This window comes from Achromobacter pestifer, assembly GCF_013267355.1.
GTDB classification, from domain to species: Bacteria; Pseudomonadota; Gammaproteobacteria; order Burkholderiales; family Burkholderiaceae_B; genus Achromobacter; species Achromobacter pestifer_A.
In genome coordinates this window covers 4861980-4888379 of the sequence record NZ_CP053985.1, presented here as the reverse complement: position 1 = coordinate 4888379, position 26400 = coordinate 4861980, and the positions used below count along the sequence as shown (strand labels likewise).

General features: G+C 64.4%; 25 protein-coding genes and 4 tRNA genes. 10 read left to right on the top strand and 19 right to left on the bottom strand.

Annotated elements, in window-relative coordinates:
* Positions 1-7: 7 nt before the first annotated feature.
* Together FOC84_RS23260 and FOC84_RS23255 are read right to left on the bottom strand one after the other, a co-directional pair.
* Positions 8-730 (bottom strand): enoyl-CoA hydratase/isomerase family protein, encoded by a 723-nt coding sequence (locus FOC84_RS23260; RefSeq protein WP_173146520.1) that lies wholly within the window; start codon positions 728-730, stop codon positions 8-10.
* Positions 727-1896 carry a CaiB/BaiF CoA transferase family protein gene (locus tag FOC84_RS23255; protein ID WP_173146519.1) on the bottom strand — a complete coding sequence of 390 codons (1170 nt, stop codon included), beginning with the start codon at positions 1894-1896 and terminating at the stop codon, positions 727-729. The genes FOC84_RS23260 and FOC84_RS23255 overlap by 4 nt, the downstream gene beginning before the upstream one ends.
* A 286-nt stretch (positions 1897-2182) precedes the next feature.
* Here FOC84_RS23255 and FOC84_RS23250 point away from each other — a divergent pair, with 286 nt between their 5' ends.
* A complete protein-coding gene (locus FOC84_RS23250) occupies positions 2183-3151 on the top strand; it encodes a Bug family tripartite tricarboxylate transporter substrate binding protein (RefSeq protein ID WP_173146518.1) in 969 nt (322 codons plus the stop codon).
* A gap of 11 nt (positions 3152-3162) precedes the next feature.
* Positions 3163-4794 carry an FAD/NAD(P)-binding protein gene (locus tag FOC84_RS23245; RefSeq protein ID WP_173146517.1) on the top strand — a complete coding sequence of 544 codons (1632 nt, stop codon included), beginning with the start codon at positions 3163-3165 and terminating at the stop codon, positions 4792-4794.
* On the opposite strand, the gene FOC84_RS23240 is transcribed toward FOC84_RS23245, so the two are convergent.
* The 3 genes from FOC84_RS23240 to FOC84_RS23230 all read right to left on the bottom strand — a co-directional run bounded on the left by FOC84_RS23240 (position 4703) and on the right by FOC84_RS23230 (position 6931).
* A complete protein-coding gene (locus tag FOC84_RS23240; RefSeq protein WP_173146516.1) occupies positions 4703-5467 on the bottom strand; it encodes an IclR family transcriptional regulator in 765 nt (254 codons plus the stop codon). The two genes, FOC84_RS23245 and FOC84_RS23240, sit on opposite strands and share 92 nt — an antisense overlap.
* 61 nt (positions 5468-5528) lie before the next feature.
* Entirely contained in the window at positions 5529-6155 is a 627-nt protein-coding gene (locus FOC84_RS23235) for a cysteine dioxygenase (RefSeq protein ID WP_173146515.1), read from the bottom strand.
* 152 nt (positions 6156-6307) lie between these two features.
* On the bottom strand, positions 6308-6931 hold the full coding sequence (locus FOC84_RS23230; protein ID WP_173146514.1) for a hypothetical protein: 624 nt from the start codon (positions 6929-6931) through the stop codon (positions 6308-6310).
* A 186-nt stretch (positions 6932-7117) separates the two neighbouring features.
* Between FOC84_RS23230 and FOC84_RS23225 the strand changes: the two genes are divergently transcribed.
* The 3 genes from FOC84_RS23225 to FOC84_RS23215 all read left to right on the top strand — a co-directional run bounded on the left by FOC84_RS23225 (position 7118) and on the right by FOC84_RS23215 (position 8498).
* Positions 7118-7720 (top strand): helix-turn-helix domain-containing protein, encoded by a 603-nt coding sequence (locus FOC84_RS23225; protein WP_173146513.1) that lies wholly within the window; start codon positions 7118-7120, stop codon positions 7718-7720.
* A 101-nt stretch (positions 7721-7821) separates the two neighbouring features.
* Positions 7822-8070, top strand: a complete 249-nt coding sequence (locus FOC84_RS23220; protein ID WP_173150359.1) for a hypothetical protein — start codon at positions 7822-7824, stop codon at positions 8068-8070.
* A gap of 197 nt (positions 8071-8267) precedes the next feature.
* The gene (locus FOC84_RS23215; RefSeq protein WP_173146512.1) at positions 8268-8498 is read left to right on the top strand and encodes a DUF3079 domain-containing protein; all 231 of its coding nucleotides are present in this window, start codon (positions 8268-8270) and stop codon (positions 8496-8498) included.
* A gap of 103 nt (positions 8499-8601) precedes the next feature.
* Here the strand turns inward: FOC84_RS23215 and FOC84_RS23210 are convergent.
* A tRNA-Arg gene (locus tag FOC84_RS23210) sits at positions 8602-8678 on the bottom strand.
* Between the two features lie 335 nt (positions 8679-9013).
* Between FOC84_RS23210 and FOC84_RS23205 the strand changes: the two genes are divergently transcribed.
* From FOC84_RS23205 to FOC84_RS23195, 3 genes are all read left to right on the top strand, one after another.
* On the top strand, positions 9014-9703 hold the full coding sequence (locus FOC84_RS23205) for a DUF3313 domain-containing protein (protein ID WP_173146511.1): 690 nt from the start codon (positions 9014-9016) through the stop codon (positions 9701-9703).
* Positions 9704-9785: 82 nt separating this feature from the next.
* Positions 9786-11228 (top strand): DUF1254 domain-containing protein, encoded by a 1443-nt coding sequence (locus FOC84_RS23200; RefSeq protein ID WP_173146510.1) that lies wholly within the window; start codon positions 9786-9788, stop codon positions 11226-11228.
* Between the two features lie 87 nt (positions 11229-11315).
* A complete protein-coding gene (locus FOC84_RS23195; protein WP_173146509.1) occupies positions 11316-12092 on the top strand; it encodes a hypothetical protein in 777 nt (258 codons plus the stop codon).
* An 81-nt stretch (positions 12093-12173) separates the two neighbouring features.
* On the opposite strand, the gene FOC84_RS23190 is transcribed toward FOC84_RS23195, so the two are convergent.
* From FOC84_RS23190 to FOC84_RS23180, 3 genes are all read right to left on the bottom strand, one after another.
* Positions 12174-12250, bottom strand: a tRNA-Arg gene (locus tag FOC84_RS23190).
* 102 nt (positions 12251-12352) lie between these two features.
* Positions 12353-12429 (bottom strand) — tRNA-Arg (locus FOC84_RS23185).
* An 81-nt stretch (positions 12430-12510) separates the two neighbouring features.
* Positions 12511-13305, bottom strand: a complete 795-nt coding sequence (locus FOC84_RS23180; RefSeq protein ID WP_173146508.1) for an IclR family transcriptional regulator domain-containing protein — start codon at positions 13303-13305, stop codon at positions 12511-12513.
* A 96-nt stretch (positions 13306-13401) separates the two neighbouring features.
* On the opposite strand from FOC84_RS23180, the gene FOC84_RS23175 reads away from it, so the two are divergent.
* Together FOC84_RS23175 and FOC84_RS23170 are read left to right on the top strand one after the other, a co-directional pair.
* Positions 13402-14283 (top strand): TauD/TfdA dioxygenase family protein, encoded by an 882-nt coding sequence (locus tag FOC84_RS23175; RefSeq protein ID WP_173146507.1) that lies wholly within the window; start codon positions 13402-13404, stop codon positions 14281-14283.
* A gap of 23 nt (positions 14284-14306) precedes the next feature.
* Complete coding sequence (locus tag FOC84_RS23170) at positions 14307-15269, top strand: Bug family tripartite tricarboxylate transporter substrate binding protein (RefSeq protein ID WP_173146506.1); 963 nt, start codon at positions 14307-14309, stop codon at positions 15267-15269.
* A gap of 7 nt (positions 15270-15276) precedes the next feature.
* Here the strand turns inward: FOC84_RS23170 and mnmH are convergent, their stop codons facing one another.
* The 10 genes from mnmH to cysS all read right to left on the bottom strand — a co-directional run bounded on the left by mnmH (position 15277) and on the right by cysS (position 26191).
* Positions 15277-16338 carry a tRNA 2-selenouridine(34) synthase MnmH gene (gene mnmH, locus FOC84_RS23165; protein ID WP_173146505.1) on the bottom strand — a complete coding sequence of 354 codons (1062 nt, stop codon included), beginning with the start codon at positions 16336-16338 and terminating at the stop codon, positions 15277-15279.
* Positions 16339-16775: 437 nt separating this feature from the next.
* Positions 16776-18362: an arylsulfatase gene (locus FOC84_RS23160; RefSeq protein WP_173146504.1), complete on the bottom strand. Its 1587-nt coding sequence runs from the start codon at positions 18360-18362 to the stop codon at positions 16776-16778.
* A gap of 514 nt (positions 18363-18876) precedes the next feature.
* On the bottom strand, positions 18877-19467 hold the full coding sequence (locus FOC84_RS23155; RefSeq protein ID WP_173146503.1) for a tyrosine-type recombinase/integrase: 591 nt from the start codon (positions 19465-19467) through the stop codon (positions 18877-18879).
* On the bottom strand, positions 19389-20180 hold the full coding sequence (locus FOC84_RS23150; RefSeq protein WP_173146502.1) for a tyrosine-type recombinase/integrase: 792 nt from the start codon (positions 20178-20180) through the stop codon (positions 19389-19391). Before FOC84_RS23150 ends, FOC84_RS23155 begins: the two co-directional genes overlap by 79 nt.
* Positions 20181-20354: 174 nt before the next feature.
* Positions 20355-20447, bottom strand: a tRNA-Ser gene (locus tag FOC84_RS23145).
* A gap of 87 nt (positions 20448-20534) precedes the next feature.
* Entirely contained in the window at positions 20535-21800 is a 1266-nt protein-coding gene (locus tag FOC84_RS23140; RefSeq protein WP_173146501.1) for an aspartate kinase, read from the bottom strand.
* Between the two features lie 143 nt (positions 21801-21943).
* Positions 21944-22918 (bottom strand): tRNA lysidine(34) synthetase TilS, encoded by a 975-nt coding sequence (tilS, locus tag FOC84_RS23135; protein WP_173150357.1) that lies wholly within the window; start codon positions 22916-22918, stop codon positions 21944-21946.
* Positions 22919-23069: 151 nt separating this feature from the next.
* Positions 23070-24035 (bottom strand): acetyl-CoA carboxylase carboxyltransferase subunit alpha, encoded by a 966-nt coding sequence (locus FOC84_RS23130; RefSeq protein ID WP_173146500.1) that lies wholly within the window; start codon positions 24033-24035, stop codon positions 23070-23072.
* A gap of 36 nt (positions 24036-24071) precedes the next feature.
* Complete coding sequence (locus tag FOC84_RS23125) at positions 24072-24716, bottom strand: DNA-3-methyladenine glycosylase family protein (protein WP_013395162.1); 645 nt, start codon at positions 24714-24716, stop codon at positions 24072-24074.
* Positions 24717-24736: 20 nt separating this feature from the next.
* Positions 24737-26191, bottom strand: coding sequence for a cysteine--tRNA ligase (gene cysS / locus FOC84_RS23120; protein WP_173146499.1), 1455 nt, complete (start codon positions 26189-26191; stop codon positions 24737-24739).
* Positions 26192-26400 lie beyond the last annotated feature (209 nt).

Genomic DNA, 26400 nt, shown 5'->3' with positions numbered 1-26400 from the left:
GTTGCGGTCAGCGCGCCTGCAGATACGCGGCCACCCGATCCTTCAGGCCCGGCTCGGCGGCCGAGCGCACCAGGCGGGCAAGATCAATGTCTGGCGTTTCCGTCGACAGCGCCGCGTACAGCTGGACGCGGCTGGCGCCCGTCAGCGCGGACGCGGCGTTCTGCGCCTCGCGCTCGATGTCCGGCCAGTCCCCCGCGACAGCGAGGCGGCTGGCGAAGCCGTCGCGCAAGGCCTCTTCCGCATTGAACGTGGCCGCCTGCTCCAGCACCGCGCGCGCCCGCTCCGCGCCCACCAGCGCGGCGTAACGGCGCGTGCCCAGCACCAGGCCGAACTTCAACCCGGGCATGCGGAACGTGGCGTCCGGCGCGCTGATGCGCCACTTGCAGGCGCCGAACAGGTCCACGCCCGCGCCGAAGTTGCGGCCGTGCGCCAGCCCCAGCGTCAGGCACGGCGACGCCGCCAGCCGCTGCAGCAGCGTCTCGATACGCACGAAGCGCAGCAGCAGATCGCCTTCGCTCTGTTCTTGCCAATCGCCGAAGTCGAAGCCCGCGCTGAAGTTCTTGCCCTCGCCCTTCAGGACGATAAGCTTGGCGCCCCCGGTCTCGGCCTGGTCCAGCGCGGCGATCAGCGCTTCCACCAGTGCGGCCGACAGGGCATTCATCTTGTCGGGCCGCGCCAGCGTCAGCACGTGCGCCGCGCCTTGCTTGTCGATGCGCAGGACCTCGCTCATGCCGCCGTCTCCTGCTTGCCGGCGCGCAGCGCGCCCAGCACTTCATCGTTGTGTTCGCCCAGGGCCGGCGGGCGGCGGCGCAGGGCCGTGGTCTGGCCGTCGAAGCGCACCGGCAGGCCGAAGGTGCGCGTGCGCACGCCGTTGGGCAGATCCACGGGCTGCACCCAGCCCATGTGCTCCACCTGCGGGTCGGCCAGCACCTCGGAATAGGTGTTGATGGGCGCGCAAGGCACGCCCGCCGCGCGGAAGCGCGCCAGCCAGGTCGGCGCGTCCTCGGCCTCGAAGATCGCTTCCAGGATCTCGCGCAGCGCCGTCTGGTTGTGCGCGCGGGCGCTGGTGTCGGTAAAGCGCGGATCGGCCAGCAGGTCCTCGCGGCCTACCGTTGCGCAGACGCCCTTCCACAAGGCCTGATTGCCCGCCGCCATGCCGAAGTAGCCACCCTTGCAGCGGAAAGCCTGGTACGGCGCGTTGCGCGGATGGGCCGAGCCCAGCTTGACCGGATCGCGGCCGCTGCCGAAGAACTCCGAAGTCTGCAGGGCCGCGATGCCCAAGGTGGCGCCCAGCATGGGCACGTCGATATGCGTGCCCTGCCCGCTGGCCTGGGCCGCGCGCAAGGCCGACGCGATGGCGAAGGCGCCGTACAGGCCGGCCGAAAAGTCCGCCACGGGCACGCCGCACTTCACCGGTTCGCCGCCGGCTTCGCCGGTCACGCTCATGATGCCGCTCATGGCCTGGATGGTCAGATCGAAGCCGCCTTCCTGCGAACGGGGCCCCGACTGGCCGTAGGCCGAGATCGAGCAATAGACCAGTCTGGGATTGGCCTCGCGCAGCTGCGCATAGCCCAGGCCCAGGCGGTCCATCACGCCCGGCCGGTTGTTCTCGATCAACACGTCGGCGGACAGCGCCAACTCGCGCGCCAGGGCGAGATCGGCGGGGTCCTTCAGGTTCAGCGTCACCGAACGCTTGTTGCGGTTGAGCGATGCGAAGTTCTCGCTGTAGCCGTCGGAAATGGGCGGCCAGCTGCGCAGCGTGTCGCCGCCGTCGGGGTTCTCGATCTTGATCACGTCGGCGCCCATGTCCGCCAACAACATGCCGCAAAAAGGCCCCGCCGCGACATTGCAAATCTCCAGCACCGTGATGCCGGCCAGCGCCGAACTGGGTGTCATGTCTGACCTCTCGTTATGAAAATTCAATATTTGGGACAAATAAAACATTATAAGAGCAGGCCTTCAAGACTGGCATCATCCAGCGCATATCTGGCGAAGGACGGTGAATTTTGCCGTTAATCCTAGTGAATTCCCTAGGTGGCGTGCTTAATTGTTGACCAGCATAGCACCGTGTGGAATTCTAAGTAAACCATTTGTTGATACATGAGTCCTATATTTTAGGATTTAAATAAAGGGCCGCACGACATTGCATGTGACGGCCCGCACCGACACCAAGGAGACTTCCATGAAGAAAATGTGGCGCATCGCCCTGACAGGCATGGTGCTGGCTTTGGCAGGCGGCGCAGCCGCGGCCGACAACTGGCCGACGAAGCCCGTGCGCATGGTGGTCCCCTTCCCGCCCGGCGGCGCGACCGACGCCGCCGCGCGCATCTATGCGCAGCACCTGGGCGACTATCTGGGGCAGAGCGTGGTGGTGGAAAACAAGGCGGGCGCGGGCGGCGAGATCGGCGCGGAGTACGTGGCCAAGTCGGCCGCCGACGGCTACACCCTGCTGATGGGCGCCGTGGGCAGCCACTCCATCCACGCGGCCATGCCGGACAAGCCCGGTTATGACTTCGGCACCGCCTTCGTCGGCGTGTCGATGGCCACCAGCATGCCCATGGCCGTGGCGGTGAACAGCAGCAAGATCCCCGCGAAGAATGTGCAGGAGCTGATCGCCCTGGCCAAGAGCAAGCCCGGCACCATCACCTTCGGTTCGGCCGGCCCCGGCACGTCCCAGCACATGGCGGGCGAACTTTTCCAGGTCGTGACCGGCACCCGGCTCATGCACGTGCCGTACCGCGGCAGCGGCCCCGCCATCACCGACCTGCTGGGCGGGCAGATCGACATGGTGATCGAAACGCTGCCGGCGCTGCTGCCGCAGGTCGCGACCGGCAAGATCCGCCTGCTCGGCGTCACCACCGCCACGCGCGCCACCGCGCTACCGGACCTGCCCACGCTCACGGAGCAGGGCGTAAAGGACTACGCGGTCGCGACCACCTACGCGCTGCTGGCTCCCGCGGGCACGCCGCCAGCGGTGGTGGACAAGCTTTCGGCCGGCATGCAGAAGGCGGCGGCCATGGCTTCCGTGCAGCAGGCCGCGCAGAAGCTGGGCGCCGACGCCGTGGCCACCACGCCCGCCGACACCAGCCGCGTGCTCAAGCAGGAAGTCGCCCGCTGGGCCGATGTGGTGCGCTTGTCGGCGGCCAAATAATGACGCCCGGCATGACACCAACCCCGCCCGCGGCAGACCTGGCCATCATCGGCGGCGGCTCGGTGGCCGTCAGCTTCCTCTATCAATTCCTGCTCTCGCTGGAACCGGCCGTTGGGCGGGCGCCGACGATCGCGCTGTTCGAGCCGCAGGCCGAACCGGGCGCGGGCGAGGCCTACCAGGAAGATCTGCCCAGCAACCTGCTCAACATTCCCGCCGGAAACATGTCGGCGCGGGCCGACCACAGGATGGATTTCGTGGACTGGCTGCGCGCCCAGGATCCCACCTGGCTGCGCGCGCAGGGCGCGGACTCGATAGCGCCGGCGGACTTCCTGCCGCGTCCGCTGTTCGGCGCCTACATGCGCGCAGTCTATGGACGGGCTTGCGAGTTCGCCCGTGCGCGGGGCATCACGCTCACGCACGTGCGCAGCCGGGTCCGCCGCGTGGCGCCGCTGCCTGGCGGCGGCGTGCGGGTCGAAGCGGAACCGGGTTCGCCCTGCCTGGCGCGTTACGCCGTGCTGTGCAACGGCAATCTGCCCTCGCAGGCGTTTCCGGAATTGCGCGATGCGCCCGGCTACTTCAACAGTCCCTACCCGGTCCAGGCGCTGACCCGCGGCATCGCCGCCGATGCCCCGGTCTGCATCATCGGCACCAGCCTGAGCGCCGTGGACGCCATCGCTGCCTTGCGGCAAGCGGCCCATCGCGGCCCCATCCTGTGCGTATCGCGCAATGGCCGCCTGCCTTCCGTGCGCAGCCCCGACAACCGCGCGCCAGACACGCTGCGGCAGCTCAGCCCGGAGGGCGTACCGCGCCTTGCCGCCAGGCATGGCGGCGCACTGTCACTCGACATCATCGCCACGGCGCTGCGGGAAGAAGTGCTGGCGCTGGGTGGCAGCCTGGAAGCTGCGGACATATTCGGCATGGAGGGCGAGGCCCGCGCCGCGCTGGACGAAGAGATACGGCGGTCCGGGCAGGCCGCGCGCCCATGGCAGACGGTAGCGGCCGCGACCAATGCGGCCGTCGACCTCATCTGGCACCTCCTGCCGCAGGCCGAGCGGGGCCGCTTCCAGTCGCAATGGCGTTCGCTGTGGATGGCGCGGCGCGCCACCTTTCCGATGCGCAACGCGCTGAAGCTGCAAGCCTTGTTCCAGAACGGCCAGCTGCAGGTCGGCGGCGGTTATCTGGACAGCCGCCACGACAGCGCCAGCGGCCTGTTCCACACGCGCTTGCGCGACGCGGCGGGCGTCGTCTGCACGCACGCCAGCCGCTATCTGATCAATGCCACCAGCTTCTCGGTGGACACGCCGCGCACGCGGGATCCGCTGGTGTCCGCGCTATTGCGCGAGGGCCACGCGCAGCCCGATCCCCACGGCGGCCTGGCGCTGGACTATGCCACGGGATGCCTCAAGAACGCCGCAGGCGGGATCGAGCCGGATATCTCGGTGCTGGGCAGCCTGGCGGGGGGCACGTACTTCTGGACCACGTCCATGGACGTCAATGCGCGTCTGGCGCGTGCCCAAGCGCAGCGCCTCGGCGCGGCGCTGGCGCGGCCCGCTACTGGTCCAGATAGCCCCGGCGATAGCCCATCCCTTGCGAGATGGACTGGGCACAGGCAGCCACGTCCGGCGCCAGCTGCTTCATCCTAGCGGCGCTCAGGCGGTCCAGCGGACCGGAGATCCCTATCGCGGCCACGGGCTGGTCCAGGCTGTTGAACAAGGTCACGGCCAGCCCGCCCACGCCTTCGCGCCATTCGCCCCGGTTGACCGCGTAGCCGGTGCGGGCGATCTTGCGCAGTTCGTCCTTCAAGAGCGGCATCGACACGATGGTCGAGGGCGTGTGGCGCACGAGCTTGTCGGCATAGCGCTCGACGTAGCCTTCCGCCTGGTAGGCCAGCAGCGCCTTGCCGGTCGCGACGGCATAGGCCGGCGCGCGTCCGCCCACCATCGAGTAGGCGCGTATCGGCTGGGGGCTGTCGATCTTGTCCACATAGACCACGTCGAAACCGTCGAGCACGGACAGGTGCACGGTTTCGCCGGTCTGGTCGGCCAGCGTGCGCATGTGCGGCGCGGCCAGCTTGCGCACGTCGAGCTGGGCCAGCTGGCGCGCCGCCAGCTCGAACAGCCGCACCGCGCCGCGATAGCCGCCGCCGTCATCGTCCTTGATCACGTAGCCTGCATGTATCAGCGTCTGCAAGGTGCGGTGCGTATTGCTGCGGGTCAGCCCGACCCGAGCGGCCAGCGCATCGATGGTGCGCGGCGGATTGTCCACGTCGGTCACCGCCTCCAACACCATCAGACCTTTGAGCAGCGTCTTGTCCATTGTTTATTTTCCTAATATTTAGGACAAGAAAATAGCATGGGACGCCGCGCGCGAACAGGCCCTAGCGTGCGCCCCCGGCAATGGCGGCGCGCACGGCTTCCGAACGGTCCCACAGGTTCGGCAGGCTGGCCGATGAATACCCGGACACGAAAGGCTTGGCCTGCCCGGTCGCCGGATCGTACACATGGCGCGACACGGCGCCGATGTTGCCGCCGTAGAGATGCACGCTGATGGATACGCGATCCGCATGGGCGTTGGAGACGCGGTGGATATCGCCTTCGGCGGGCGACAGCCGCTCCACGTCGCCTGGCTGCAAAGTGGTCGCGGCGCCCGCGGGCGCGACGCGGCCGTCTTCGCCGCGGACATAACGCTGGTTGACTTCGGCCCCGCGCAGCATGCCGACGTAGCCCCAGACCTCGTGATCATGCACCGGCGTGAACTGGCCTGGCCCCCATACGAAACTCACCAGCGAAAACCGCTCCAGCGGATCGCAATGCAGCAGGTACTGCTGGTAGTACTGCGGATGGGGCGCGGTACAGGCCTCGGGCAGCCAGTCGTCATGGCGCACCAGATCGGCGAACGCGGCCTGCAGTTCCGGCGTCTGCGCCAGTCCGGACGGCGTGGCCATGCCGGTCGCGGTGGCGATGAAGCGGCGCAGCCTGTCCAGGCCGCCTTGGGATTCGGGCATTGCGTCTCTCCGTGAATTCTGGAAATCCCAGATTGAAAAACCAGTATCCACGATTCAGGAAATATCCGCAGCCTTGCCCCTGCCGCCGCCCAGGTAATCGCGTCAAACTTTTCTTGGCAGGCGCAGGCTGCCCGCCGGCGCAGGCTTCGGCCTCACCACTTGCAGCCCCGATCCGTAACGGTATCGGCCAGCAGAAACGGCAAGGCCAGCAAGCCCATGTCCGCATGGGCGTTCTTGCACGGCGGCCGCGCGCTCTTGGCGATGCCGCGCGCAATCTCCGATTGTTCGACCGGCGCCTTGGGGCCGAGCCGCACGACCGGCGTGCCTCGGGCTTGCCGCATGCCCGTCGCTTGCGCATCTTCGGGGCGCCAACCGAAATCGCGGGCGGGAGCCGGAACGCCCGACGATGGCGCGGGCGTCCTGTCCTGCGCAGTGGATGGCGCGGGCGCCCTGTGCGCGCCGGATCGTTGCCGCGGCGTCACGGCCGGCGCCGGCGGCGTGTCGGCGCGGCCGGGCTGAGCAGGCCCGGATCCGGACGCGGGCAGGTCCTCCAGCTTTTGTTCTGGCAGTGCGGGCGGCGCCTTGGCGGCCAACAGATCCACGAAGAACGGCGCTTCCGGCGCGTGCGCGGCGCGCATGCCCGCAGGCTCGATCCGTTCACGCCACCACAGTCCCGCCACCATCGCATGCAGCGCGCACGACGTCAGCACGGCCCACCAGGCCGCCCTCCTCGCGCGCGGCCGCGCATCCACGATTCCTGTCGCGACCAGAGACATCGGCAACACTCGGACAGTACGCCCCAGACACCGGGCAACGCGGCGATGATAGCCCTGGGCGCAGTGAAGATTTGTGAAGATGTTGAGGGCTGATGTAGCGCACAATCATCGACTCGAGCCTGGCGAGGGGAAACCCCAAATCCCGCCATCCGCCCCGCGGGATACAGTGGCGGCATAGGCTTGGCCGTGGAGATTATCATTCCGTTTTCCTGGAGACTTCCCGACGTGTTTGTGCGCTCGCCGGACGGTGTCTTGCACCGTGTGGTCCGCCACGCCACGACCGCGGAAACCATCGCCCAACTCGAGAGCATGCCCAGCAACTATCACCTGGACTGCGAATGCATGCTCGACAACGGCGAAACCCTGCACTGGATCGGCGACAACCAATATCGCCAATTGAACGGCGGCACCATTTTCACCGCCGAAACCGCCACCACCACCCCGCGCGGCGATTCCCGCAAAAGCCCTGCCGCCAAGAGCAGCCTGCGCGATCCCCGCAGAAAATCCGTCCCGCGCAAAACACCCGGGCAGGGGCAGAGTCATTTACCATTAGCTGTCGTCAATCTAAAAACCGGCAACGACTGGAGCCTGATACGCGCCTGGCGCGAGCACCTCAATATCAGCACCGCTGATATGGCTGCGCGCCTGGGCGTGGACCACTCCATCTATATCGAACTGGAAAGGCCGCGCCCGCGGCCCAGGCAGGTTATCCTGGACCGCGTATCCGAAGCCCTGGGCGTCACTCCCGACCAGCTCGACGATTCATTGTTTGGAGGGCACGTTCACTGACGCCTGCCACGGGAACATCAATCTTCCCGTCCTGGCGCACTGAAATGCCCGAACGACTTTGGCGCCGTATATCCAATGGCCCGCGCATGGAGGTATCGCATATGCTCGGCACCGCAAGACGATTGACCGACGTCCTCGCCACCGCGCCGGACGGCACGCTCTACCGCATTGAACGATTCGTCTCGGACCCTGACGCGTATTCCGCGCTGGGCACCTCGCGCTTCGATCCCAAGACGCATTGCATATGCCGCACCAGCACGGGCGAAAAAGTCTCGTGGCTGGGCGGACAGACCTACCGGCTGATAAAGAGCGGCACCTCCCTCACGGCGGTGGACCGACGACGCCACTAGGCGCATGGGGCCGCCGCCGCGCATGCGGTGAGCGCCCCTCCCCAATTCTCCAACGCCGCAGCCCCGCGCACCACCGCGCGGGGCGCTCGCGCTTGCGCCAGATCAAGGAATTCCTTGGGCTCCCGGCAGTACGCTGGATGCATACATCGATAGATCGGCGCCGCAGCCGCGGCGCCCTCAGTCAGCAGGCATCCGGCATGGCCAAGAAGTTTCCCTTGCACCCCAAGCACCCCGAACGCATCTGCTGGGGCTGCGACCGCTATTGCCCTACCGATTCGATGGCCTGCGGCAACGGCTCCGGCCGCACCATGCATCCCGCGGAGACGCTGGGAGACGATTGGTACACGGTCGGAGACTGGGGTTTCGACGAAGAGGATGACAAGGCCCGGGGCCAAACCCAAATCGCGCAGCCGCCCCCGACGCACTGACGCGCGGCTCGCTGGCGCAATCTGCGCACGCAAAACAAAAAGGCCTTCGATACAAGATCAAAGGCCTTTCCATTTTCTTTCCATGTAGTCCAAGCAAGAAGCTTGGTGCGCCCGGCAGGATTCGAACCTACGACCCCCTGGTTCGTAGCCAGGTACTCTATCCAGCTGAGCTACGGGCGCTCCGAAAGAGGCGTGTTTATACCATGAAAAATAAAGGGCGCGCAAATTGGGCGGACCCAAGCCCGCGTCCGAGCCGCTCCCAAACCGCGATCCCGCGACTCGGGGCCAGCCTCGTCGGCGCAATTCCTTCCACAAAACGCGCGCAAAGGAAATAGTTCAGAAAACCTGGTTCACCCGACTGCGTTGCGAAATTTCAAGCTTGGAAAAATAATTGGTTTCCTGTGCATATAGGTCAAAACATGCGCCCACGAGCGGAAAGCAGCTTTTGCACGGGACCTCTCGCCGACGCCTGCAGTCGGGGCTCTTCTGCCCCATATCTGTCAGAAGGAACTTGCATGAACATCAAGAATTCCTCGGGCGCGCTTGTTCTGGGCCTCGCCGCCGCCATCCTGGCTAGCGGCTGCTCCACCGCTCCGAAGACGACGGAATCGGGGTTCTTGCCGGATTACTCGCTACTGCACCAAGCCCCCGCGCCCGACGGCGGAACCCGCCTGGTTTACCTGAACCCCAACTTCAACGCCTCGCGCTACAGCGCGGTCTGGCTCGATCCCGTCGTGTATTACCCGGAACCCCAGCCTTCCGCCGACGTCTCCATGGAAACCCTCACGGAAATCCGCAATGCGGTCAACGAAACGCTGCGGCGCAAGATCGGCGATCAGGTGAGGCTGGTCGATCGCGCCGGACCTGGCGTCGCCCATATACGCATCGCCATCACCGCGGTGGGAACCTCGGAGCAGGCGCTGCGGGCCTACCAGTACATCCCTGTCGCTTTGGTCATGACCGAAGCCCGGGCCGCCATGGAAGGAGGCATGGCGCGCAACGCGAGCGTGGCCATCGAGTCGCGGGTCACGGACAGCATGTCGGACGAATTGCTGTATGCGTCGGTGCGGGGCGGCACGGGCGAGAAGGTCGCCAACGCCACCCAGGGCGCAGGCGGCGTCCGTCTGTCCAAGCTGCAACCGCTGATCGATGAATGGAGCACGGGCGCGGCCCGCGAAATCGGGAAGTACGTCCGGCAACGGTAGAGCAAGGCATCTCGCGGCACGGCCTGTTCCTGTGCCGCGGCACTTCGTGATTTTCAACCCATGATTCCGTTGGAGCGATTCTATGAAGCTAACACGCCGCACACTGAACGCAGGTGGTCTTGCTCTGCTCGCGACCAGCGCCCTGGGCGCGGCCGCCCGGGCCGCCGATGGCCTGATCGCAGATCTGCCCGAAGGCAATGAGCAATTCGGACTGGCCACCGATGCCTACATCTACGCCTATCCCCTGGTGACGATGGAAATGACCAGAAGAGTCATCACCAACGTCGCGGAACCCAAGGGCACGCGGGCGCCGATGGGGCAGCTCATCAAGCTGCGCCAATACCCGGATGCCAAGTTCCGGGACGTGACCGCGCCGAACGCCGATACCCTCTACACCACGTCCTTCTTCGACGTCGGCGACGAACCCTGGGTCGTCAGCCTGCCGGACATGAACGGGCGCTATGCGCTGTTTCCGATGCTGGATGGCTGGACCACGGTGTTCGACGTGCCCGGCAAGCGCACCACGGGCACGGGCGCGCAAACCTTCGTGGTCAGCGGCCCCGGATGGGAGGGCTCGATTCCGCAAGGCATGGCGCAGTACAAATCCCCCACCAGCATCGTCTGGCTGCTGGGCCGCATCTACTGCACCGGCACGCCGGAAGACTATGCGCAAGTCCACAAGCTGCAGGACGAAGTGAAACTCTGTCCCTTGAGCGCATGGGGCAAGGACTGGACTCCGCCCGCGGGCAAGGTCGACCCTGCAATAGACATGAAAACCTCGGTGCGCGAACAGGTCAACAGCATGGACGCGGTCGAGTACTTCACCTTGTTTTCCCAGTTGCTCAAACGCAACCCGCCCAGCGCCGCCGACGCGCCCATCGTCGCGAAGATGGCCACGATAGGCATCGTTCCCGGAAAGGACTTTGACAAGAGCCTGCTCGACCCGGCCATTGCCAAGCGCGTTCCGCAGGTGGGGTTCGGACGCATCATGACGCACTTCAAGTCCAGCGGCGGCGACATCCAGGACGTCGATGGCTGGGGCTTCACCACCAAGACGGGCATATACGGCACCAACTATGTTCAGCGCGCCTTGATCACCGCGATCGGCCTGGGCGCCAACCGCCCGCAAGACGCCATCTATCCCACTTCCCTGAAGTCAGATACCGGCGCCATCCGGCGCATCTACAACGGCTCGGAGAAGTACGTGCTGACCTTCAAGAAGGGGCTTACGCCGCCCGTCTCCGGCTTCTGGTCGCTGACGATGTACGACGCGAACTACTTCTTCGTCGACAACCCGCTGAACCGCTACTCGATCAGCGCGCGCCAGCCCCTGAAGACGAAGCCCGACGGCTCGATCGACCTGCTCATACAGCATGAATCGCCCGGGCCCGACATGGCGTCGAACTGGCTGCCGGCGCCCAAGGGCGCATTCATCCTGATGATGCGTCTTTACTGGCCCAACGAAAGCAACCCGTCGATCATCGACGGCTCCTGGACCATACCTCCCGTGCGGCGGGTCACCTGACGCCGCAACCACCTTGGACAGCTTTTGCGCTCACGGCAGGCGTGATGGACACGCGTCATCACGCCTGCCGTTTCGGGAGGATTTACGATGAAAAACAAAATCACGGCCTGCCTGGCTTGCGGGTTGCTGCAAGCCGGGGCCGCGCTGGGCGCCGAAGCGGACCCGGCGCCCAGCGCGGGTTCCCTGCCTGCGGACGAATGGCGGTTTGCAGTCACGCCCTATTTCTGGGCTGCCGGGCTGTCCGGCAAGATATCCCAATCGCGTTCGCCCGTCATCGATATCCACGCGGGCTTCGACAAACTGTTCGACAACCTCGAATTCGGCGCCATGCTGATAGGCGATGCGCGCAAAGGACGCTACAGCGTATTCGGCGACCTGATCTACACCAAGATCGGCACGCAGGGAGATACGCCGCGCGGCATCCTGGCCACCAGCGCGGATGTAAAGGCTTCGACCTTCGCGGGACTGCTTGGGGTCGGCTATTCCGTGCTGGAGAATTCGCCGCACCAGTTGGACGTCGTCGCAGGCCTGCGTGTCTGGTCGGTCGACACCGACATCACGCTCAAGGGTGCGCATCTCAACGGCGGAACGCGCAGCGACGGCGCCACCTGGGTCGACGGCCTGGTGGGCGTGCGCGGAAACTATGTACTGAGCTCGAAGTACTACATCACAGGCTGGGGCCTGATCGGCGCGGGCGGCGCGGAGGCGGATTGGGATGTGGGCCTGGGCATCGGCTACAACATCAGCAAGAACGTCTCGGCGGCGATAGGCTATCGTGCGGTGGGCGTGGACTACAGCAGCGGCGGCTTCAAGTTCGATGCCGTGCTGCAAGGGCCGATGGCCGGCTTGACGATCCGCTTCTAGAAGCGCGGCGCAAAACAAAAAGGCCTTCGATACTAGATCAAAGGCCTTTCCATTTTCTTTGCTGTATTGACCAAGTGAACTTGGTGCGCCCGGCAGGATTCGAACCTACGACCCCCTGGTTCGTAGCCAGGTACTCTATCCAGCTGAGCTACGGGCGCTCCGGCAAAGAGGCAAAATTATATCAGAAAAATCTTGCCGTTTTTTACTGCATCTTTCTTTACTGCGGGTTTACTTCAAATACTTCGGGTTTACTTCAAACTTGGTGCGCCCGGCAGGATTCGAACCTACGACCCCCTGGTTCGTAGCCAGGTACTCTATCCAGCTGAGCTACGGGCGCTTTGCGTTTGAAAGCAAGCCTTGAATAATAGCGTTATTTCGCGAAGCGCGCAAGTCAGGCGCCTACCCCAAGCACAAAGCTTCAGGCCAGGGCCTTGCTGATCTGATCCGCCGTGTCACGCAGTTTCTGCAGGAACTTGCCGACAATCTCATCACGCTCGTGCTTGGCCAGATTCAGACTGGTCGTCAACGCGGCCACCACCCGCCCCCTCTCGTCCTCGATCGGCACAGCCAGTCCGCAAATGCCCAATTCCAGATGCTCGCTGGCCAGCGCGTATCCCGTCCTTGCCGCGTCATCGACAGCCCTACGCAAAGACGCAGCCTCGATCAAGGTATGTTGCGTATGCCGCGCGAATGGGGCCTTGGCGATGAAGGCTTCGCGCTCCTCAACGCTTGCCCCCGCCAGCAGCACATGTCCGCTCGACGTGGCATGCGTGGGCAGACGTTCGCCCACGCCCAGGCGCCGTGAAAGCGGACTCGGCATTTCCGCGCGAGCCACGTAGACCACGTCTACGCCGTCCATCACCGACACCGTGCAGATTTCGCCAGTCTCGCGCATGAACTCCTCGACCGCATGGCGCGCGATATCGCGCCAGGACAGCGACGACAGGTAGGCGTAGCCCAGTTCGAGCACCGCCGGCGCCAGGCTGAATTTGCGCTCATCGTTGCGCGCATAGCCAAGCGTCACCAGCGTGTACAGCAGCCGCCTGGCCCCCGCCGGCGTCAGGTTCGCGCGTTCCGCCACTTCGCTCAACGTCAGCGCCTGATGGCCGGGTCCGAACGCTCTGATGACGGCCAGGCCGCGCGCGAAGGCCTCGACGAACTGATCGCTGCCCTTGGGTAAACCCCAGGTTCGTTCACTCGGATTATTGGGCATGATTATTTCGACATAAGAAATATTTTTCGATAGTCGAAAAATAATAGCACACCAGTCAGTGCATTTGCATCGCTGGCATGCCATCGGAGGAATCGAATGATAGAACTCACCCCCGTCCACGCGGGCTTTGTCGCCGAAGTGGCCAACATCGACTTGCGGGCGACGTTGCCGGCAGACGACGTCGAGGCCTTGCGCGACGCCCTGGATCGATTTGCAGTGCTCGTCGTGCCAGACCAGCAGCTCGACGAAGCCGGGCAGATGGCCATCGCGCGCCATTTCGGCCCCCTGGAAACCTCGGTAGGCGCATCGGTTTACAACGCCCATCGCCCCCGCAGACTGAACCATGCCGAACTCTCCGACATCTCCAACCTGGATGAACGCGGCGGCATTCTCGACCAGGGCGACATCCGCCGCCTGATCAACCTGAGCAACCAGCTCTGGCATACCGACAGCTCCTTCAAGCGCACACCCGCCAGCGTGTCGCTGCTGTCCGCCCAGGAAATTCCGCCCGTCGGCGGCGCCACCGAATTCGCCGACATGCGAGCGGCCTGGGATGCCCTGGACGAACCACGACAGCAACGCCTGGCCCCGCTGATTGCGGTGCACGACTACTTTCACTCTCGCGGCCTGACCGACTTCGACGTGGGATCCGTGCCGCCCGCCTGGCGCGAACTCCAGCCGCCGGTGCGGCAGGTATTGGTGCGCCAGCACGTCGCCACCGGTCGTCGCTCCCTGTACATCGCATCGCATATCAGCGGCATAGAAGGCATGGACGACGACGCCAGCCGCGAACTGGTCGACGAGCTCATGGCCTTCGCCACCCAGCCGCAGTTCGTCTACCGGCATCGCTGGCGCGCCAACGACCTGGTTCTTTGGGACAACCGCTGCACCATGCACCGCGGCGCCGGCTTCGATGAGAAATACCGCCGCTCGATGCGCCGCGCAACGGTGCAGGACATCGGCCCGACCGTCGCCTGAACTCACACCATCGAGATCCTCAAATGTCCAACACGATGAAGCAACTGGCCGCGGCGTTCGCCATGGCGGCCGCCTGTTTGAACGCCAGCGCCGCATTCCCCGACAAGCCGATAAATATGGTGGTTCCATTCGGCGCCGGATCGGCAACCGACACGCTGGCGCGCGGCGTCGCCAAAGGCCTGAGCGAAAGGCTGGGCCAACCCGTCACGGTGGAAAACAAGCCCGGCGCCGGCGGCGGCATAGGCGCCGCGTATGTGGCCCGCAGTGCGCCCGACGGCTATACGCTGCTGATGGGCACCAATGGTCCGATGGCGGCCAACGCCAGCCTCTACCAGCATTTGCCCTATGACCCCGTCAAGGATTTCGCGCCCGTCGCGTTGATGGGCCGCCTGCCCATGATCCTGATCGGCAACAACGGCGCACAGGCAAAGACGCTTCCGGAACTGGTCGCCGCAGCCAAGGCGCAGCCGGGCGCGATCAATTTCGGCGCCAGCAACACCACGGCGCGAGTCTGGGTGGAACTGCTCAAGCGCATGGCGGACATCGACGTGACGACCGTGCTTTACAGCAATGTCGGCGGCATGATGACCGACCTCATGAGCGGACGCATCTCCTATGCCTTCGAGAACGTCGGCCCCTCATTGCCGCAGGTCGCCGCAGGCAAAGTCCGCGCCCTGGCCGTCACCACGCCGCAACGCGCCCCCTTCGCCGCCGACATTCCGACGGTGGCCGAGAGCGGCCTGGACCGGCATGAGCTGGTGGTGTGGTTTGCGATGTTCGCACCGCAAGGCACGCCCGCTCCCGTCGTCGAGCGCATCAATGCCGAGGTCAATCAGGTGCTTGCCACCCCCGAACTGCGCCAGCTCTCCTCTCAGATCGGAATGACGCCAGCGGGAGGCAGCCCCGCGGATCTCAAGACCTACCAGGAAGACGAAGTGAAGAACTGGCGCAAGCTGGTCGACATGACCGGAGTCCGCATCGATTGAACGCGGCTCAGGCACCGCCCGCCCCATCCAGCCTTGCCAGCAGCGCCCGCGCCTGCTCCACCACGTCGCCATCATTGGGCCGGAACTCAAGCTGCAGCGCTTGCGGCAATAGCGTGAAGTGGGCATGACAGCTGCGCGCATAGGCCGGATCGTAGTGCCGGTCTATCAACTCCTGCGCCAGCTCGGCGCGCGCGCCGCTGTCGACCATGGCCAGCCAGCCGCTCACGCGCTCGCGGCTGTGCAGGCCGATCATGCGTTGAAGCTGCGCCTTGAGCGCCGCGGGATCGTCGAACAGATGGGCGTAGTCCTGCAGCAGAAAGGCCGCGCGGTCCTCGCGGCTGGAGCGGACCTCGATGCAGGGGCTCGCATGCACCGCCGCCAACAATGCGGCAGGCAAGGCAACCGCGCCGATCTTGCGGCTTTCCGCTTCGACGAATACCGGCCGCGAGGCATCGAACGCGCGCAGGCTCTGCGCAAGCCGCGTATCGAAGCCCTTTTGCGAGGGCTGCGCGACACCCGCCCAGGCGCCCAGCAATGACCCGCGGTGCGAGGCCAGGCGCTCCAGGTCCAGCGCCTGCGCGCCGGCCTGCTCCAATGCGTTCAGCAAGCGCGTCTTGCCACTGCCGGTGGGCCCGGCCAGCACGATGTAGCGCAAGCCCGCGGGCAAGCTATCCAGCGCGTCCAGCGTGGCCTGGCGATAAGTCTTGTAGCCACCGTCGAGCTGCCGCGCGCGCCACCCTATCATGTTGAACATCGTCGTCATGGAGCCGGAGCGCGTGCCGCCGCGCCAGCAATAGATCAACGGGCGCCAGCCCTGGCGCCGGTCGGCGAAGGTGGTGTCCAGATGCGCGGCGATATTGCGCGCCACCAGCGCCGCGCCGACGCGCGAGGCCTCGAAGGGCGAGACCTGCTTGTACAACGTGCCCACCACCACGCGCTCTTCATTGCTCAGCACGGGCGCATTGATCGCGCCGGGAATATGGTCATCGGCGAATTCGAGCGGCGTGCGCACATCGATGACTTCATCGAAGTCGTTCAGCCGGTCGAGCGTGGCGAGCAGGTGTTTCAAGGGATCCGCGCCTGGAAGGGAATCGGCGATTTTCTCATGCGGGGCAGGCTTGCCGCCGCGCCCATGAAAAAACCCGCAATCACTTGCGTGATTGCGGGTTTTTTATCTCCGGTGCTAGCAGAAGCCAGATCGGAGAGAATCTGGCGGAGATGGTGACACCAGCCGATCACCTTACAACCCGCATGAAATAACGATCTACAAAGTACGTAAAAAAATACCCGCAAAAATACCATCCAAAAAAGGGAGCAAGAGTCCTGCTCATGCACCCGTCCTTTCCCCCGTAAGGTAGTACTCAATGACTTGGCAGTACGCTAGAAACAGTAACAATGGCATCCCAACCGAGCTCCTGGCGTACCAGTACAGCGACATGGGCGCGGAGTCGTACTCGTAAACCGGAAGCCCAAGAGACGGGCATGCCTTTCCGTACATGAGAGCAATTATTGCCCAGGTGTCAGCTTGGTCATGACTTCATCCAAGTTGAAGCTAGCGGGCTTCTGTCGGATCGGAAATTCCTTGAAGCTTTGGAGCCATTGGGCAACCACTGCCTGCGAGGGGACGACTAGGAATGTGCGCGCTGTCTGCCAGCTCGCATAATTGATGGATTCGGGCCCTCTTTCGAACGGATCTGTGCGCAAGTTGTAGAGGTTGGGAACCCTTAGTTTGGTGAATTGCGACTGCCAGACCCCTAGTGGAGTGGTCGTGCTCACCTCTCCGTTCTGTTCATAAAAGGAAATTTTCCAGTCGCGAATTCGGATTGCCATTAGATCGCCGTCATCGCTCCAGTACAGAAATTCCTTGCGAGGCGCCTCCTTGACTTTGCCTTCGAAGAAAGGCAGCAGGTTGTAGCCATCGAGGTGAACCTTGAAGTTCTTTCCTGTCATTTGGCAGCCCTTCATGCAATTGGCCACCACATCCGGATCGCCGCCTGCTGCAGCGAAGGTGGGTAGGAAATCTTCGTGTGCAAAAATTTCGTTGTAAACCGTATTTGACTTGATGACACCTGGCCAGCGAATCAAGGTTGGCACGCGGAAGCCACCTTCCCAGTTGGTGGCTTTTTCCCCCCTGAATGGCGTGGCTCCGCCATCCGGCCAAGTAAAGACTTCCGCCCCGTTGTCGGTCGTATAAACCACGATCGTATTGTCTGCGATGCCAAGCTCATCCAGCTTTTTGAGCAGTTGACCGACATGCCCGTCATGTTCGACCATGCCGTCCGGGTATACACCTAACCCAGTTTTGCCTTCCGCCTCCTTGCTCAAATGCGTGTTGACGTGCATGCGTGTGCTGTTGAAGTAGGTGAACCAGGGCTTGCCGGCCTTGGCATTCTTTTCGATAAAGCCGAGAGCGGCAGTCAGGAACTCCTGGTCGACGGTCTCCATGCGCTTTTTAGTCAGAGCGCCGGTGTCCTCAATTTTTCCATCGGCATAGGCGCGGATGACTCCGCGCGGACCGAACCGCTTATGAAATGCAGGGTCTTTCGGATAGTCGACGTTTTCCGGTTCTTCCTCGGCATTCAGGTGATAAAGATTGCCGAAGAACGCATCGAAGCCATGATTGGTCGGCAGGAACTCGTCCTTGTCTCCAAGGTGGTTCTTGCCGAACTGGCCTGTGGCATAGCCGAGCGTTTTCATGACTTCGGCGATGCTGAGGTCGGCCGCCTGCAGGCCGATGTCTGCACCAGGCAGGCCAACCTTGGTTAGCCCGGTGCGGATGGGCGACTGGCCGGTGACGAAGGCTGCGCGACCCGCCGTGCAACTCTGCTGGCCGTACCAGGTCGTGAACATTGCGCCTTCCTGTCCGATCCGGTCGATATTGGGCGTCTGATAGCCCATCATGCCGCGGTTGTAGATGCTCGGATTGAACCAGCCGATGTCGTCGCCCATGATGACGAGGATGTTGGGCTTCTTTACCTGCACTGGCGTTGGTGCTTGCGCTTGTGCCGCAGCAGGCAGAATGATCGCTACCAACGCCGCAATCACTGTTGATGTGGAAATGAGAAAGCGGCACCGCACGTTTTGACTCGGCATTTATCTCCCCTTTCAGGACATGTTGCCTTACCACGTGGAATCAACGGAAAAGATTGTTGGTATTCAGTATGAAGCTGAAATCAATCTCGACGTTGCCCGAACCTCGTTCCAAATTCGGTCTCAGTTTATACGCGGGGGGGGGTGGCTTTTGCGATACCTGTATCGTTGCGCCTGCCCCCACCGCGACCGTGGTTGGACGGCAGGTCCTCCCCTTCAATCAGAGATTTCCCCCCAGCCGTCCAGGCGATGTCCTTGGGGCAATCGTTACATCGGCAAATTAGCCGCTGAGCAGTTCGAACAACGTACGAGGGTCGATCGGGCAGGCTTATGGTCGACAATATCTTATGAAGCTTTTCTAGCTTCGCTCGCTCACGAGCCGCTTAGAAGCGCGTCCCGTTGGCAGCGGGCGGAGAATGTTGAACGAAGAACTGCATCGACCATAGAGGCTACCCCTCCCGGAGGAGCCTAGCCGCATCTTCACTGAACCAAATCTCAAGTTGAATGAAATTCGACCTCAGTGACAGGGCGGTCCAAGGCATTCCACGAAAAGATGTAACGACGCCGTCAGTTCCACCTTGAGTGACACAAATTCCAAATTGAATGGCATTCGACAACTGACGCGCTCTTGCAGAAAGGACGTGCGGTTGTAGGCCCGGCCCAGCGCGTCCGCCACCTTGTGGGAAATCTGTAGCTCCAGCACTTCCGCGCGCGTGCCCAATCGCTCGGCCGCAAGAGTTCGCGCCGAAGCCCGGAAGCCATGGGCGGTCATTTCACCACCGAAGCCCAGGCGCAACAGCGCCGCGCGTACCGTGCTATTCGACAGGGACTGTCCAGGCTTGCGCTGCGAGGCGAACACCATCCCCATGTGGCCGGTCAGGGGATACAGCGCTTGCAGGATGGAGACGGCCTGGCGCGACAGCGGCACAAGATGCGACTCCCAGCCCGTGCGGGTGATCTTCGTATCGCCCTCAGCCTCTGCCCGCCCTGCCGGGATTTCCCACATCGGCGCGCCCCAGTTCTTGCCCGTCAGGTCGAACTCATCCCACAAAGCCAGTCGCAGCTCAGTGGGCCGCTGGAACACCAGAGGGGACAGCTGCAGGGGCATTGCGTCACCCTCTCTCCGCTGTAGCTGTGCAGGCCGCGCAGCAGGTCGCGAAAGCGGTCAGGCGAGGTGATCGCGGCGAAGTGGCCCGCCTTCGGGGTGATAACCGCGCCCTTCAATGTCTGCGTAGGATCGCGGCGTGCACGGCTCGTCACCATCGCGTAGCGGAACACGTCGCCCATAATGCCGCGCAGGCGCCGCGCAGTCTCTGGCGCGCGCCGCTCTACGCGGTTGAGGATCGCAAGCAGAGTAGGTTCTTCGTGCTCGAGGTCGCGCGGTGTGCGGCTTCCGACCCAAGGAAACACGTCTTTCTCCAACTTGGCCTGGATCGAATGAACGTAGGTAGGCGAGCGACCGGCCGCCAACTTCTTGGCCCACATTTCGCGGGCCACGGCCTCGAAGTCAAGATGTGCATCGGCGCGTGCGTCGAGCTTGTCGGCTTTCCGCTTCGCCATTGGATCCTCGCCGGCCGCCAGCAACTGGCGCGCGGCCTCGTGCTTATCGCGCGCGGCTTTCATCGGGACGTCCGGATAGACACCCTGCGCCATCGTGCGCGCGCGGTCGTGGAACCGGTAATCGAAGCGCCAATACTTGCCGCCGTCGGTCTTGACCAGCAGATAGAGGCCGCCACCATCGGCGAGCTTGTAGTTCTTTGGTCCGAGCTTGGCCGAACGCACCCTCATGTCTGAGAGTTTTTCCAGCGCCTTGAGAGTCATATGCGGGTACTTTTCTTGTTCTGGGGGCGATTCCCCTCATGTACCCGCAAAGGTACCTACGAATGCGCTGCGAAATCTAGATCCAACGTGATCCAACGTGGACAATAAAAAAACCCGCAGAGCGTTAGCTGCTGCGGGTTTTGAGACATCGCGATTCAACGCGGTATCGGTATTTGGCGGAGATGGTGGGATTCGAACCCACGATGCAGTTTTTAGCCACATACTCCCTTAGCAGGGGAGCCCCTTCAGCCTCTCGGGCACATCTCCGAAGAGAACGAGATTCTAGCACGACTTTTTTCACTCTTGCCCGCTATCGGGCATACATCGTAAAAAAAATCGTGCCGGAGTCTTATATCAGGCCTTTTCGCCGGGGGCCTGGTCCAGGCCGAAGGCCTTGTGCAGCGCGCGCACGCCCAGTTCCATGTACTTGTCGTCGATGATCACCGAGGTCTTGATCTCGCTGGTGCTGATCATCTGGATGTTGATGCCTTCTTGCGAAAGCGTCTGGAACATCAGGCTGGCCACGCCCACGTGCGAGCGCATGCCGATGCCGACGATGGAGACCTTGGCGACCTTCTCGTCGGTGGACAGTTCACGCGCGCCCACGGCGGGAATGACTTCGCGCTTGAGCAAATCGACGGCGCGGGCAAACTCGTTGCGGTTGACCGTGAACGAGAAGTCGGTCGTGCCAGCCACGGACTGGTTCTGCACGATCATGTCGACGTCAATATTGGCGGCGGCGACCGGGCCCAGGATGGAGAAGGCGATGCCGGGCTTGTCCGGAACGGCCAGCAAGGTGATTTTGGCTTCGTCGCGGCTGAAGGCGATGCCGGAGACAACGGCGGCTTCCATTTTTTCGTCTTCCTCAAAAGTAATCAGCGTGCCCGAGACCATTTCTTCTGCGAGCGGGATAAGCGGGTCGGTCAGCGAGGACAGGACCCGGACCGGCACACGGTATTTGCCGGCGAATTCAACCGAACGGATCTGCAGGACCTTGGAGCCCAGCGACGCCATTTCCAGCATTTCCTCGAAGGAAACGACGGCCATGCGGCGCGCTTCCGGCACCACCCGCGGATCGGTCGTGTAGACGCCGTCCACGTCGGTGTAGATCAGGCACTCGTCGGCCTTGATGGCGGCCGCCACGGCCACGGCCGAGGTGTCGGAGCCGCCGCGGCCCAGCGTGGTGATGTGGCCTTCCGGGTCGACACCCTGGAAGCCCGTGACGATGACCACGCGGCCGGCGTCCAGATCGGCGCGGATGCGCTCGTCGTCGATCGACGAGATGCGCGCCTTGGTGAAGGACGAATCGGTGCGCACGGGCACTTGCCAACCGGCATAGCTGCGCGCCGGCACGCCTTCGGCCTGCAGAGCGATGGCCAGCAGGCCGCTGCTGGCCTGTTCGCCGGTGGCGGCAATCATGTCGAGCTCGCGGCTGTCGGGCTGCGGCGTAATTTCGCGCGCCAGGCCGAGCAGGCGATTAGTCTCGCCTGCCATCGCCGACGGAACAACGACAACCTGGTGGCCGGCAGCGTGCCACTTCGCGACGCGACGCGCCACGTTCTTGATGCGCTCGACCGAGCCCATCGAAGTACCGCCATATTTGTGAACGATCAGGGACATCTCGTACTCTGGCTGGGAACCCGCCGCAAAAGGTTGACGGGCAAAGCCGTATATTCTAGCGCGGCGGTAAAAATTTGCGCAGCCCGTGCAAAATTCTGTCCACGCCGCGATTATTTGGGGACGCCGGGCGTGGCCGCGCCTGCTTATTCCCTGGGTTCGACCCAGACCCTGCCCCGGTGGCAACGGATGACATGGCCGGCCTGCTCCACCCGCAACTGGCGGTCATGGCCCAGGCTGTGCAGCCCGCGCAGCTGGCGCAGCAGGTCGCGCATCCTGGCGTCGGTCGGCATGCGGGCGCCGTTGCGTTCCAGCCAATGCCGCAGCACGTGCGCCTGCCGCGCCGAGGACAAGGTGCGCCACGCCTGCAGGGAAAAGCTGGCGCCGTCCGCGGAAGGATCGAGCGCGGCGAAGTCATCCCGCGCCACCTCGTCCAGGATCTCGGCCGCTTCGCCCATGTGCCGCGCATGGCGCGCGACGATGGCGCGCCACCCCGGCCAGCGGGCGTCCAGCACCGGGGCCAGCAACTCACGCAGGGCGGCGCGGGTGTAGTGAGGGTCGGTATTGGTGGGATCCTGCACCGGACTCCAGCCGCTGGCCGCCGCCACCGCGTCCGCCGCCTGCAGGATCGCCTCGCGGCCGATGTCCAGCCAGGGGCGCAGGTAAACCAGGCCATCGCGCCTGGAGAGCGGCGCCATCGCCGCCATGCCGGCAAGTCCGGTGCCGCGCAAGAGGCGCAGCAGAACGGTTTCCGCCTGGTCGTTGCGATGATGGGCCAACAGGATGTGCGTCACGCCCTGCTCGCGCGCCAGTTGCGCCAGCGCGGCGTAACGGGCGTCGCGCGCCGCCGCCTCGATGCCCTTGCCCGCGGCCTGCGCCACCTCCACGCGGGCCACGGACAGCGGCAACGCGAGCAGGTCCGCCAGCGCGCGCGCATGCTGCGTCCAGGCGTCGGCGGCGTCTTGCAAGCCGTGATGCACATGGAACAGCGCCAGGTCCATGCCCAGCTCGCGCGCCACGGCTGCCGCGTGCACGGCCAGCATGGCCGAATCAGCGCCGCCGCTGAGCGCCACGGCAATACGCGGCGGGCGCTCGGGCAAGGCTTGCAAGGCGCGGCGCAGCGCAGCGGCCAGATCGGCCGCCACGGGAAGCGGATGAGCAACGCCCGCCGCGGCCCGATGCGGAGTATCGGACGCTGGGCGGGCGTTCATGGCGGAATGGCGCGTGGCGCTGGGCCGCGGCGCCGGCAAGCACGCCGGCGCCCTGCCTGCTTCAGGCGCGCACTTCCTGGTAAGCGCCGTAGGACAGCAGGCGCTGGACGCGCTGCTCCACGAGCTGCTCGGGCGTCATGCCCTGGAGCTGGCGCAGGGCATCGCCCAGCGCGCGGCGCAGCAGACGGGCCATGACGCGGGGGTCGCGGTGGGCGCCGCCCACCGGTTCGTTGACCACGCGGTCGACCAGGCCCAGATCCTTCAGGCGCGGCGCGATGATGGCCAGCGCCTCGGCGGCGTCGGGCGCCTTCTCGGCGCTGCGCCACAGGATCGAGGCGCAGCCTTCCGGCGAAATCACGGCGTAGGTCGCGTACTGCAGCATCAGCACGGCGTTGCCCACGGCGATGGCCAGGGCGCCGCCCGAACCGCCTTCGCCGATGATGGTGCAGATCACGGGGACCTTCAGCTCGGCCATGGCATAGAGGTTGTGGCCGATGGCTTCGGACTGGCCGCGCTCTTCGGCGCCGATGCCGGGATAGGCGCCCGGGGTGTCCACGAACGTGAACACGGGAATGCCGAACTTTTCGGCCAGGCGCATCAGGCGCAAGGCCTTGCGATAGCCTTCCGGACGCGGCATGCCGAAATTGCGCGCGGCGCGCTCCTTGGTGTCGCGCCCCTTCTGGTGGCCGATGACCATGCAGGGCGTGCCGTTAAAGCGCGCCAGGCCGCCGATGATGGACTGGTCGTCGGCGTACATGCGGTCGCCGTGCAGCTCATGGAAGTCGGTGAACATTTCGCGCACGTAGTCCAGCGTGTAGGGGCGCTGGGGATGGCGGGCGACCAGGGCCGTCTGCCAGGGCGTGAGCTTGGCGTAGATTTCCTTGGCCAAGGTCTGGCTCTTCTGCTGCAGACGTCCGATCTCGTCGGAGATGTCTACGGCCGAATCGGCCTGCACGTAGCGCAGCTGCTCGATCTTGTTCTCAAGCTCGGCGAGCGGTTGTTCGAATTCCAGAAATGTATTGCGCATGTAGTGTGGTTCCGTAGATGGGCTGCCTGGCTTGCGTCAGTATTGGACCGGAGTCGGTTCCAGACTGCGCCACAGATACCAGGTCGCCACGGTACGCCAGGGTTGCCACGCCAACGAGACTTCGCGAGCCTCGAAGCGAGAAACAGGCTCGCCGCTGAAATAGTGTAGCGAGATTGCCTTGAGCAACCCAGGATCATCCAGCGGCAGAACATCAGGCCGCTGCAGATTGAAAATCAAAAACATCTCCGCCGTCCAGCGGCCAATGCCCCGGATGGCGGTCAGCTCGGAAATGACGGCTTCGTCGTCCATTGCCGCCCATTTCTCGGGATGAACACGGCGCTCACCGAAGTGCACGGCCAAGTCCAGCACATATTCGGCCTTGCGCTGCGACAAGCCTGCCGCGCGCAGGCCTTCCAGCCCGACGCGCAGCACCGCGACGGGCGTGGGGCGCTTGCCCACGGCCTCGATGAATTGGGTCCAGACGGTGTCGGCCGCCTTGCTGGACACCTGCTGCCCGATGATCGCCCGCGCCAGCGTCACGAAAGGCGTGCCGCGCGAAGTCAGCCAGACCTCGGGATGCTGGGGGATGATCTTTTTCAGGATGCGGTCGCGCCGCATCAGATGGGCAACGGCGGCTTCCCAATACTCGGGCTTGGGAATCTCGAGGTCGGCGGTGGACATGGCGGTCGGATCCTGCGGGCTCAAGCTCGACGCCATTGCGTCAGGCCGCCCGGCTTGTCGTCGAGTTCGATGCCGGCCTCGCGCAGCTCCACGCGGATGCGGTCGGCTTCGGCGAAGTTGCGCGCCGTCTTGGCGGCCGCGCGCGCGTCGATTAGGGACTGGATGGCCGCGGGGTCCAGCGCACGGCGCTCGCCCTGCTCCATGGCGGCCGCCGAATAACGAGTGGGCGACTGGAAATACGCCGCCGGATCCTGCTGCAGCAGGCCCAGCAGGCAAGCCAGCGCCTTCAGCTGGCCGGCGCTGCGCGCGCTCTTGCCGCGGTTGGCCTCGGAGGCCAGCTCGAACAAGGCCGCGATCGCGCCCGAGCTGTTGAAGTCGTCGTCCATGGCCGCCTTGAAGGCCTGGGCCTGCGGCTCGTTCCAGTCGATGCCCTGCGTGTCGGCCGGCACGTTCTGCAACGCCTGATACAAGCGGTCGAGCGCGTTCTGCGCGTCGATCAGGTTGTCCGGCGTGTAGTTCTGCGGGCTGCGGTAGTGGTTGCGCACGATGAAGAAACGCACCATTTCCGCTTCGCGCGGGTTGACGTCATAGACGGCCTGGTCGGCCGCCGGCTCTTGCCGGGCGATGGTCTGGCGGATGGTGCGGAAATTGCCCAGGGACTTGGACATCTTGTCCGAGTCGACCATGAGCGGGCCGCAGTGCATCCAGATGTTGGCCAGCGCGCCGCCGAAGGCGCCCTCGGTCTGGGCGATCTCGTTTTCATGGTGCGGAAATTTCAGGTCCGGACCGCCGCCGTGGATGTCCAGCGGCAGGCCCAGCAGCGATTTGCTCATGGCCGAGCACTCGATGTGCCAGCCCGGACGGCCCAGGCCATAGGGCGATTCCCACTTGGTCTCGGGCGGCTCGTCCGCCTTGGCGGACTTCCACAGCACGAAATCCAGCGGATCGCGCTTGGCCGAACCCACGGCCACGCGCTCGCCGGCGCGCAGGTCGTCCAGCGTCTTGCCGGACAGCTTGCCGTAGCCCGGAAAGCCGCGCACGGCGTAGTTCACGTCGCCGTCGTCGGCCTGGTAGGCCAGGCCGTTCTGCTCGAGCTTGCCGATGATGTCCAGCATCTCGCCGACATACTCGGTCGCGCGCGGTTCGCGGTCAGGCGTCTGGACGCCCAGCGCACGCTCGTCGGCGTGCATGGCGTCGATGTAGAACTCGGTGACTTCGCCGATGCGGCGGCCGGTCTCGACGGCGCGGCGGATGATCTTGTCGTCGATATCCGTGATGTTGCGCACATAGTCGACCGCCAGCCCGCTGGCGCGCAGCCAGCGCTGCACGACGTCGAACGACACCAGCATGCGGGCATGGCCCAGGTGGCAGAAGTCATACACGGTCATGCCACACACGTACATGCGCACCTGACCAGCCTGGGCCGGCTTGAACGGTTCTTTGGTACGCGACAACGTGTTGTAGATTTGCAGCATGGCGCTTATAGGCTTTATCTAAGTTTTCCGTGGCGGTTGCGGAAAGTTGCTGCCGAAGGAAAATACCTTCGGCGCGTGCCGCCGGGTCGGATTTCGATCCCGCCGATTTCGATCCAGATCTCGGCCCCAGGGCCATAATCCCACTGGCGCCGACCATTCCGAGCCCGCGTTCCATCAACGCGCATTCCATCAACGATATCCCGGGGCTT

Coding starts and splice junctions, on each gene's coding strand:
- FOC84_RS23215 (WP_173146512.1), top strand. CDS start 8,268: ATGGCCAAGAAGTTTCCCTTGCACCCCAAGCACCCCGAACGCATCTGC.
- FOC84_RS23235 (WP_173146515.1), bottom strand. CDS start 6,155: ATGCCCGAATCCCAAGGCGGCCTGGACAGGCTGCGCCGCTTCATCGCC.
- FOC84_RS23150 (WP_173146502.1), bottom strand. CDS start 20,180: ATGACTCTCAAGGCGCTGGAAAAACTCTCAGACATGAGGGTGCGTTCG.
- FOC84_RS23230 (WP_173146514.1), bottom strand. CDS start 6,931: ATGTCTCTGGTCGCGACAGGAATCGTGGATGCGCGGCCGCGCGCGAGG.
- FOC84_RS23205 (WP_173146511.1), top strand. CDS start 9,014: ATGAACATCAAGAATTCCTCGGGCGCGCTTGTTCTGGGCCTCGCCGCC.
- FOC84_RS23170 (WP_173146506.1), top strand. CDS start 14,307: ATGTCCAACACGATGAAGCAACTGGCCGCGGCGTTCGCCATGGCGGCC.
- FOC84_RS23195 (WP_173146509.1), top strand. CDS start 11,316: ATGAAAAACAAAATCACGGCCTGCCTGGCTTGCGGGTTGCTGCAAGCC.
- FOC84_RS23250 (WP_173146518.1), top strand. CDS start 2,183: ATGAAGAAAATGTGGCGCATCGCCCTGACAGGCATGGTGCTGGCTTTG.
- FOC84_RS23240 (WP_173146516.1), bottom strand. CDS start 5,467: ATGGACAAGACGCTGCTCAAAGGTCTGATGGTGTTGGAGGCGGTGACC.
- FOC84_RS23155 (WP_173146503.1), bottom strand. CDS start 19,467: ATGCCCCTGCAGCTGTCCCCTCTGGTGTTCCAGCGGCCCACTGAGCTG.
- FOC84_RS23175 (WP_173146507.1), top strand. CDS start 13,402: ATGATAGAACTCACCCCCGTCCACGCGGGCTTTGTCGCCGAAGTGGCC.
- FOC84_RS23255 (WP_173146519.1), bottom strand. CDS start 1,896: ATGACACCCAGTTCGGCGCTGGCCGGCATCACGGTGCTGGAGATTTGC.
- FOC84_RS23180 (WP_173146508.1), bottom strand. CDS start 13,305: ATGCCCAATAATCCGAGTGAACGAACCTGGGGTTTACCCAAGGGCAGC.
- FOC84_RS23260 (WP_173146520.1), bottom strand. CDS start 730: ATGAGCGAGGTCCTGCGCATCGACAAGCAAGGCGCGGCGCACGTGCTG.
- FOC84_RS23130 (WP_173146500.1), bottom strand. CDS start 24,035: ATGCGCAATACATTTCTGGAATTCGAACAACCGCTCGCCGAGCTTGAG.
- FOC84_RS23200 (WP_173146510.1), top strand. CDS start 9,786: ATGAAGCTAACACGCCGCACACTGAACGCAGGTGGTCTTGCTCTGCTC.
- FOC84_RS23125 (WP_013395162.1), bottom strand. CDS start 24,716: ATGTCCACCGCCGACCTCGAGATTCCCAAGCCCGAGTATTGGGAAGCC.
- FOC84_RS23140 (WP_173146501.1), bottom strand. CDS start 21,800: ATGTCCCTGATCGTTCACAAATATGGCGGTACTTCGATGGGCTCGGTC.
- FOC84_RS23245 (WP_173146517.1), top strand. CDS start 3,163: ATGACACCAACCCCGCCCGCGGCAGACCTGGCCATCATCGGCGGCGGC.
- FOC84_RS23220 (WP_173150359.1), top strand. CDS start 7,822: ATGCTCGGCACCGCAAGACGATTGACCGACGTCCTCGCCACCGCGCCG.
- cysS (WP_173146499.1), bottom strand. CDS start 26,191: ATGCTGCAAATCTACAACACGTTGTCGCGTACCAAAGAACCGTTCAAG.
- FOC84_RS23160 (WP_173146504.1), bottom strand. CDS start 18,362: ATGCCGAGTCAAAACGTGCGGTGCCGCTTTCTCATTTCCACATCAACA.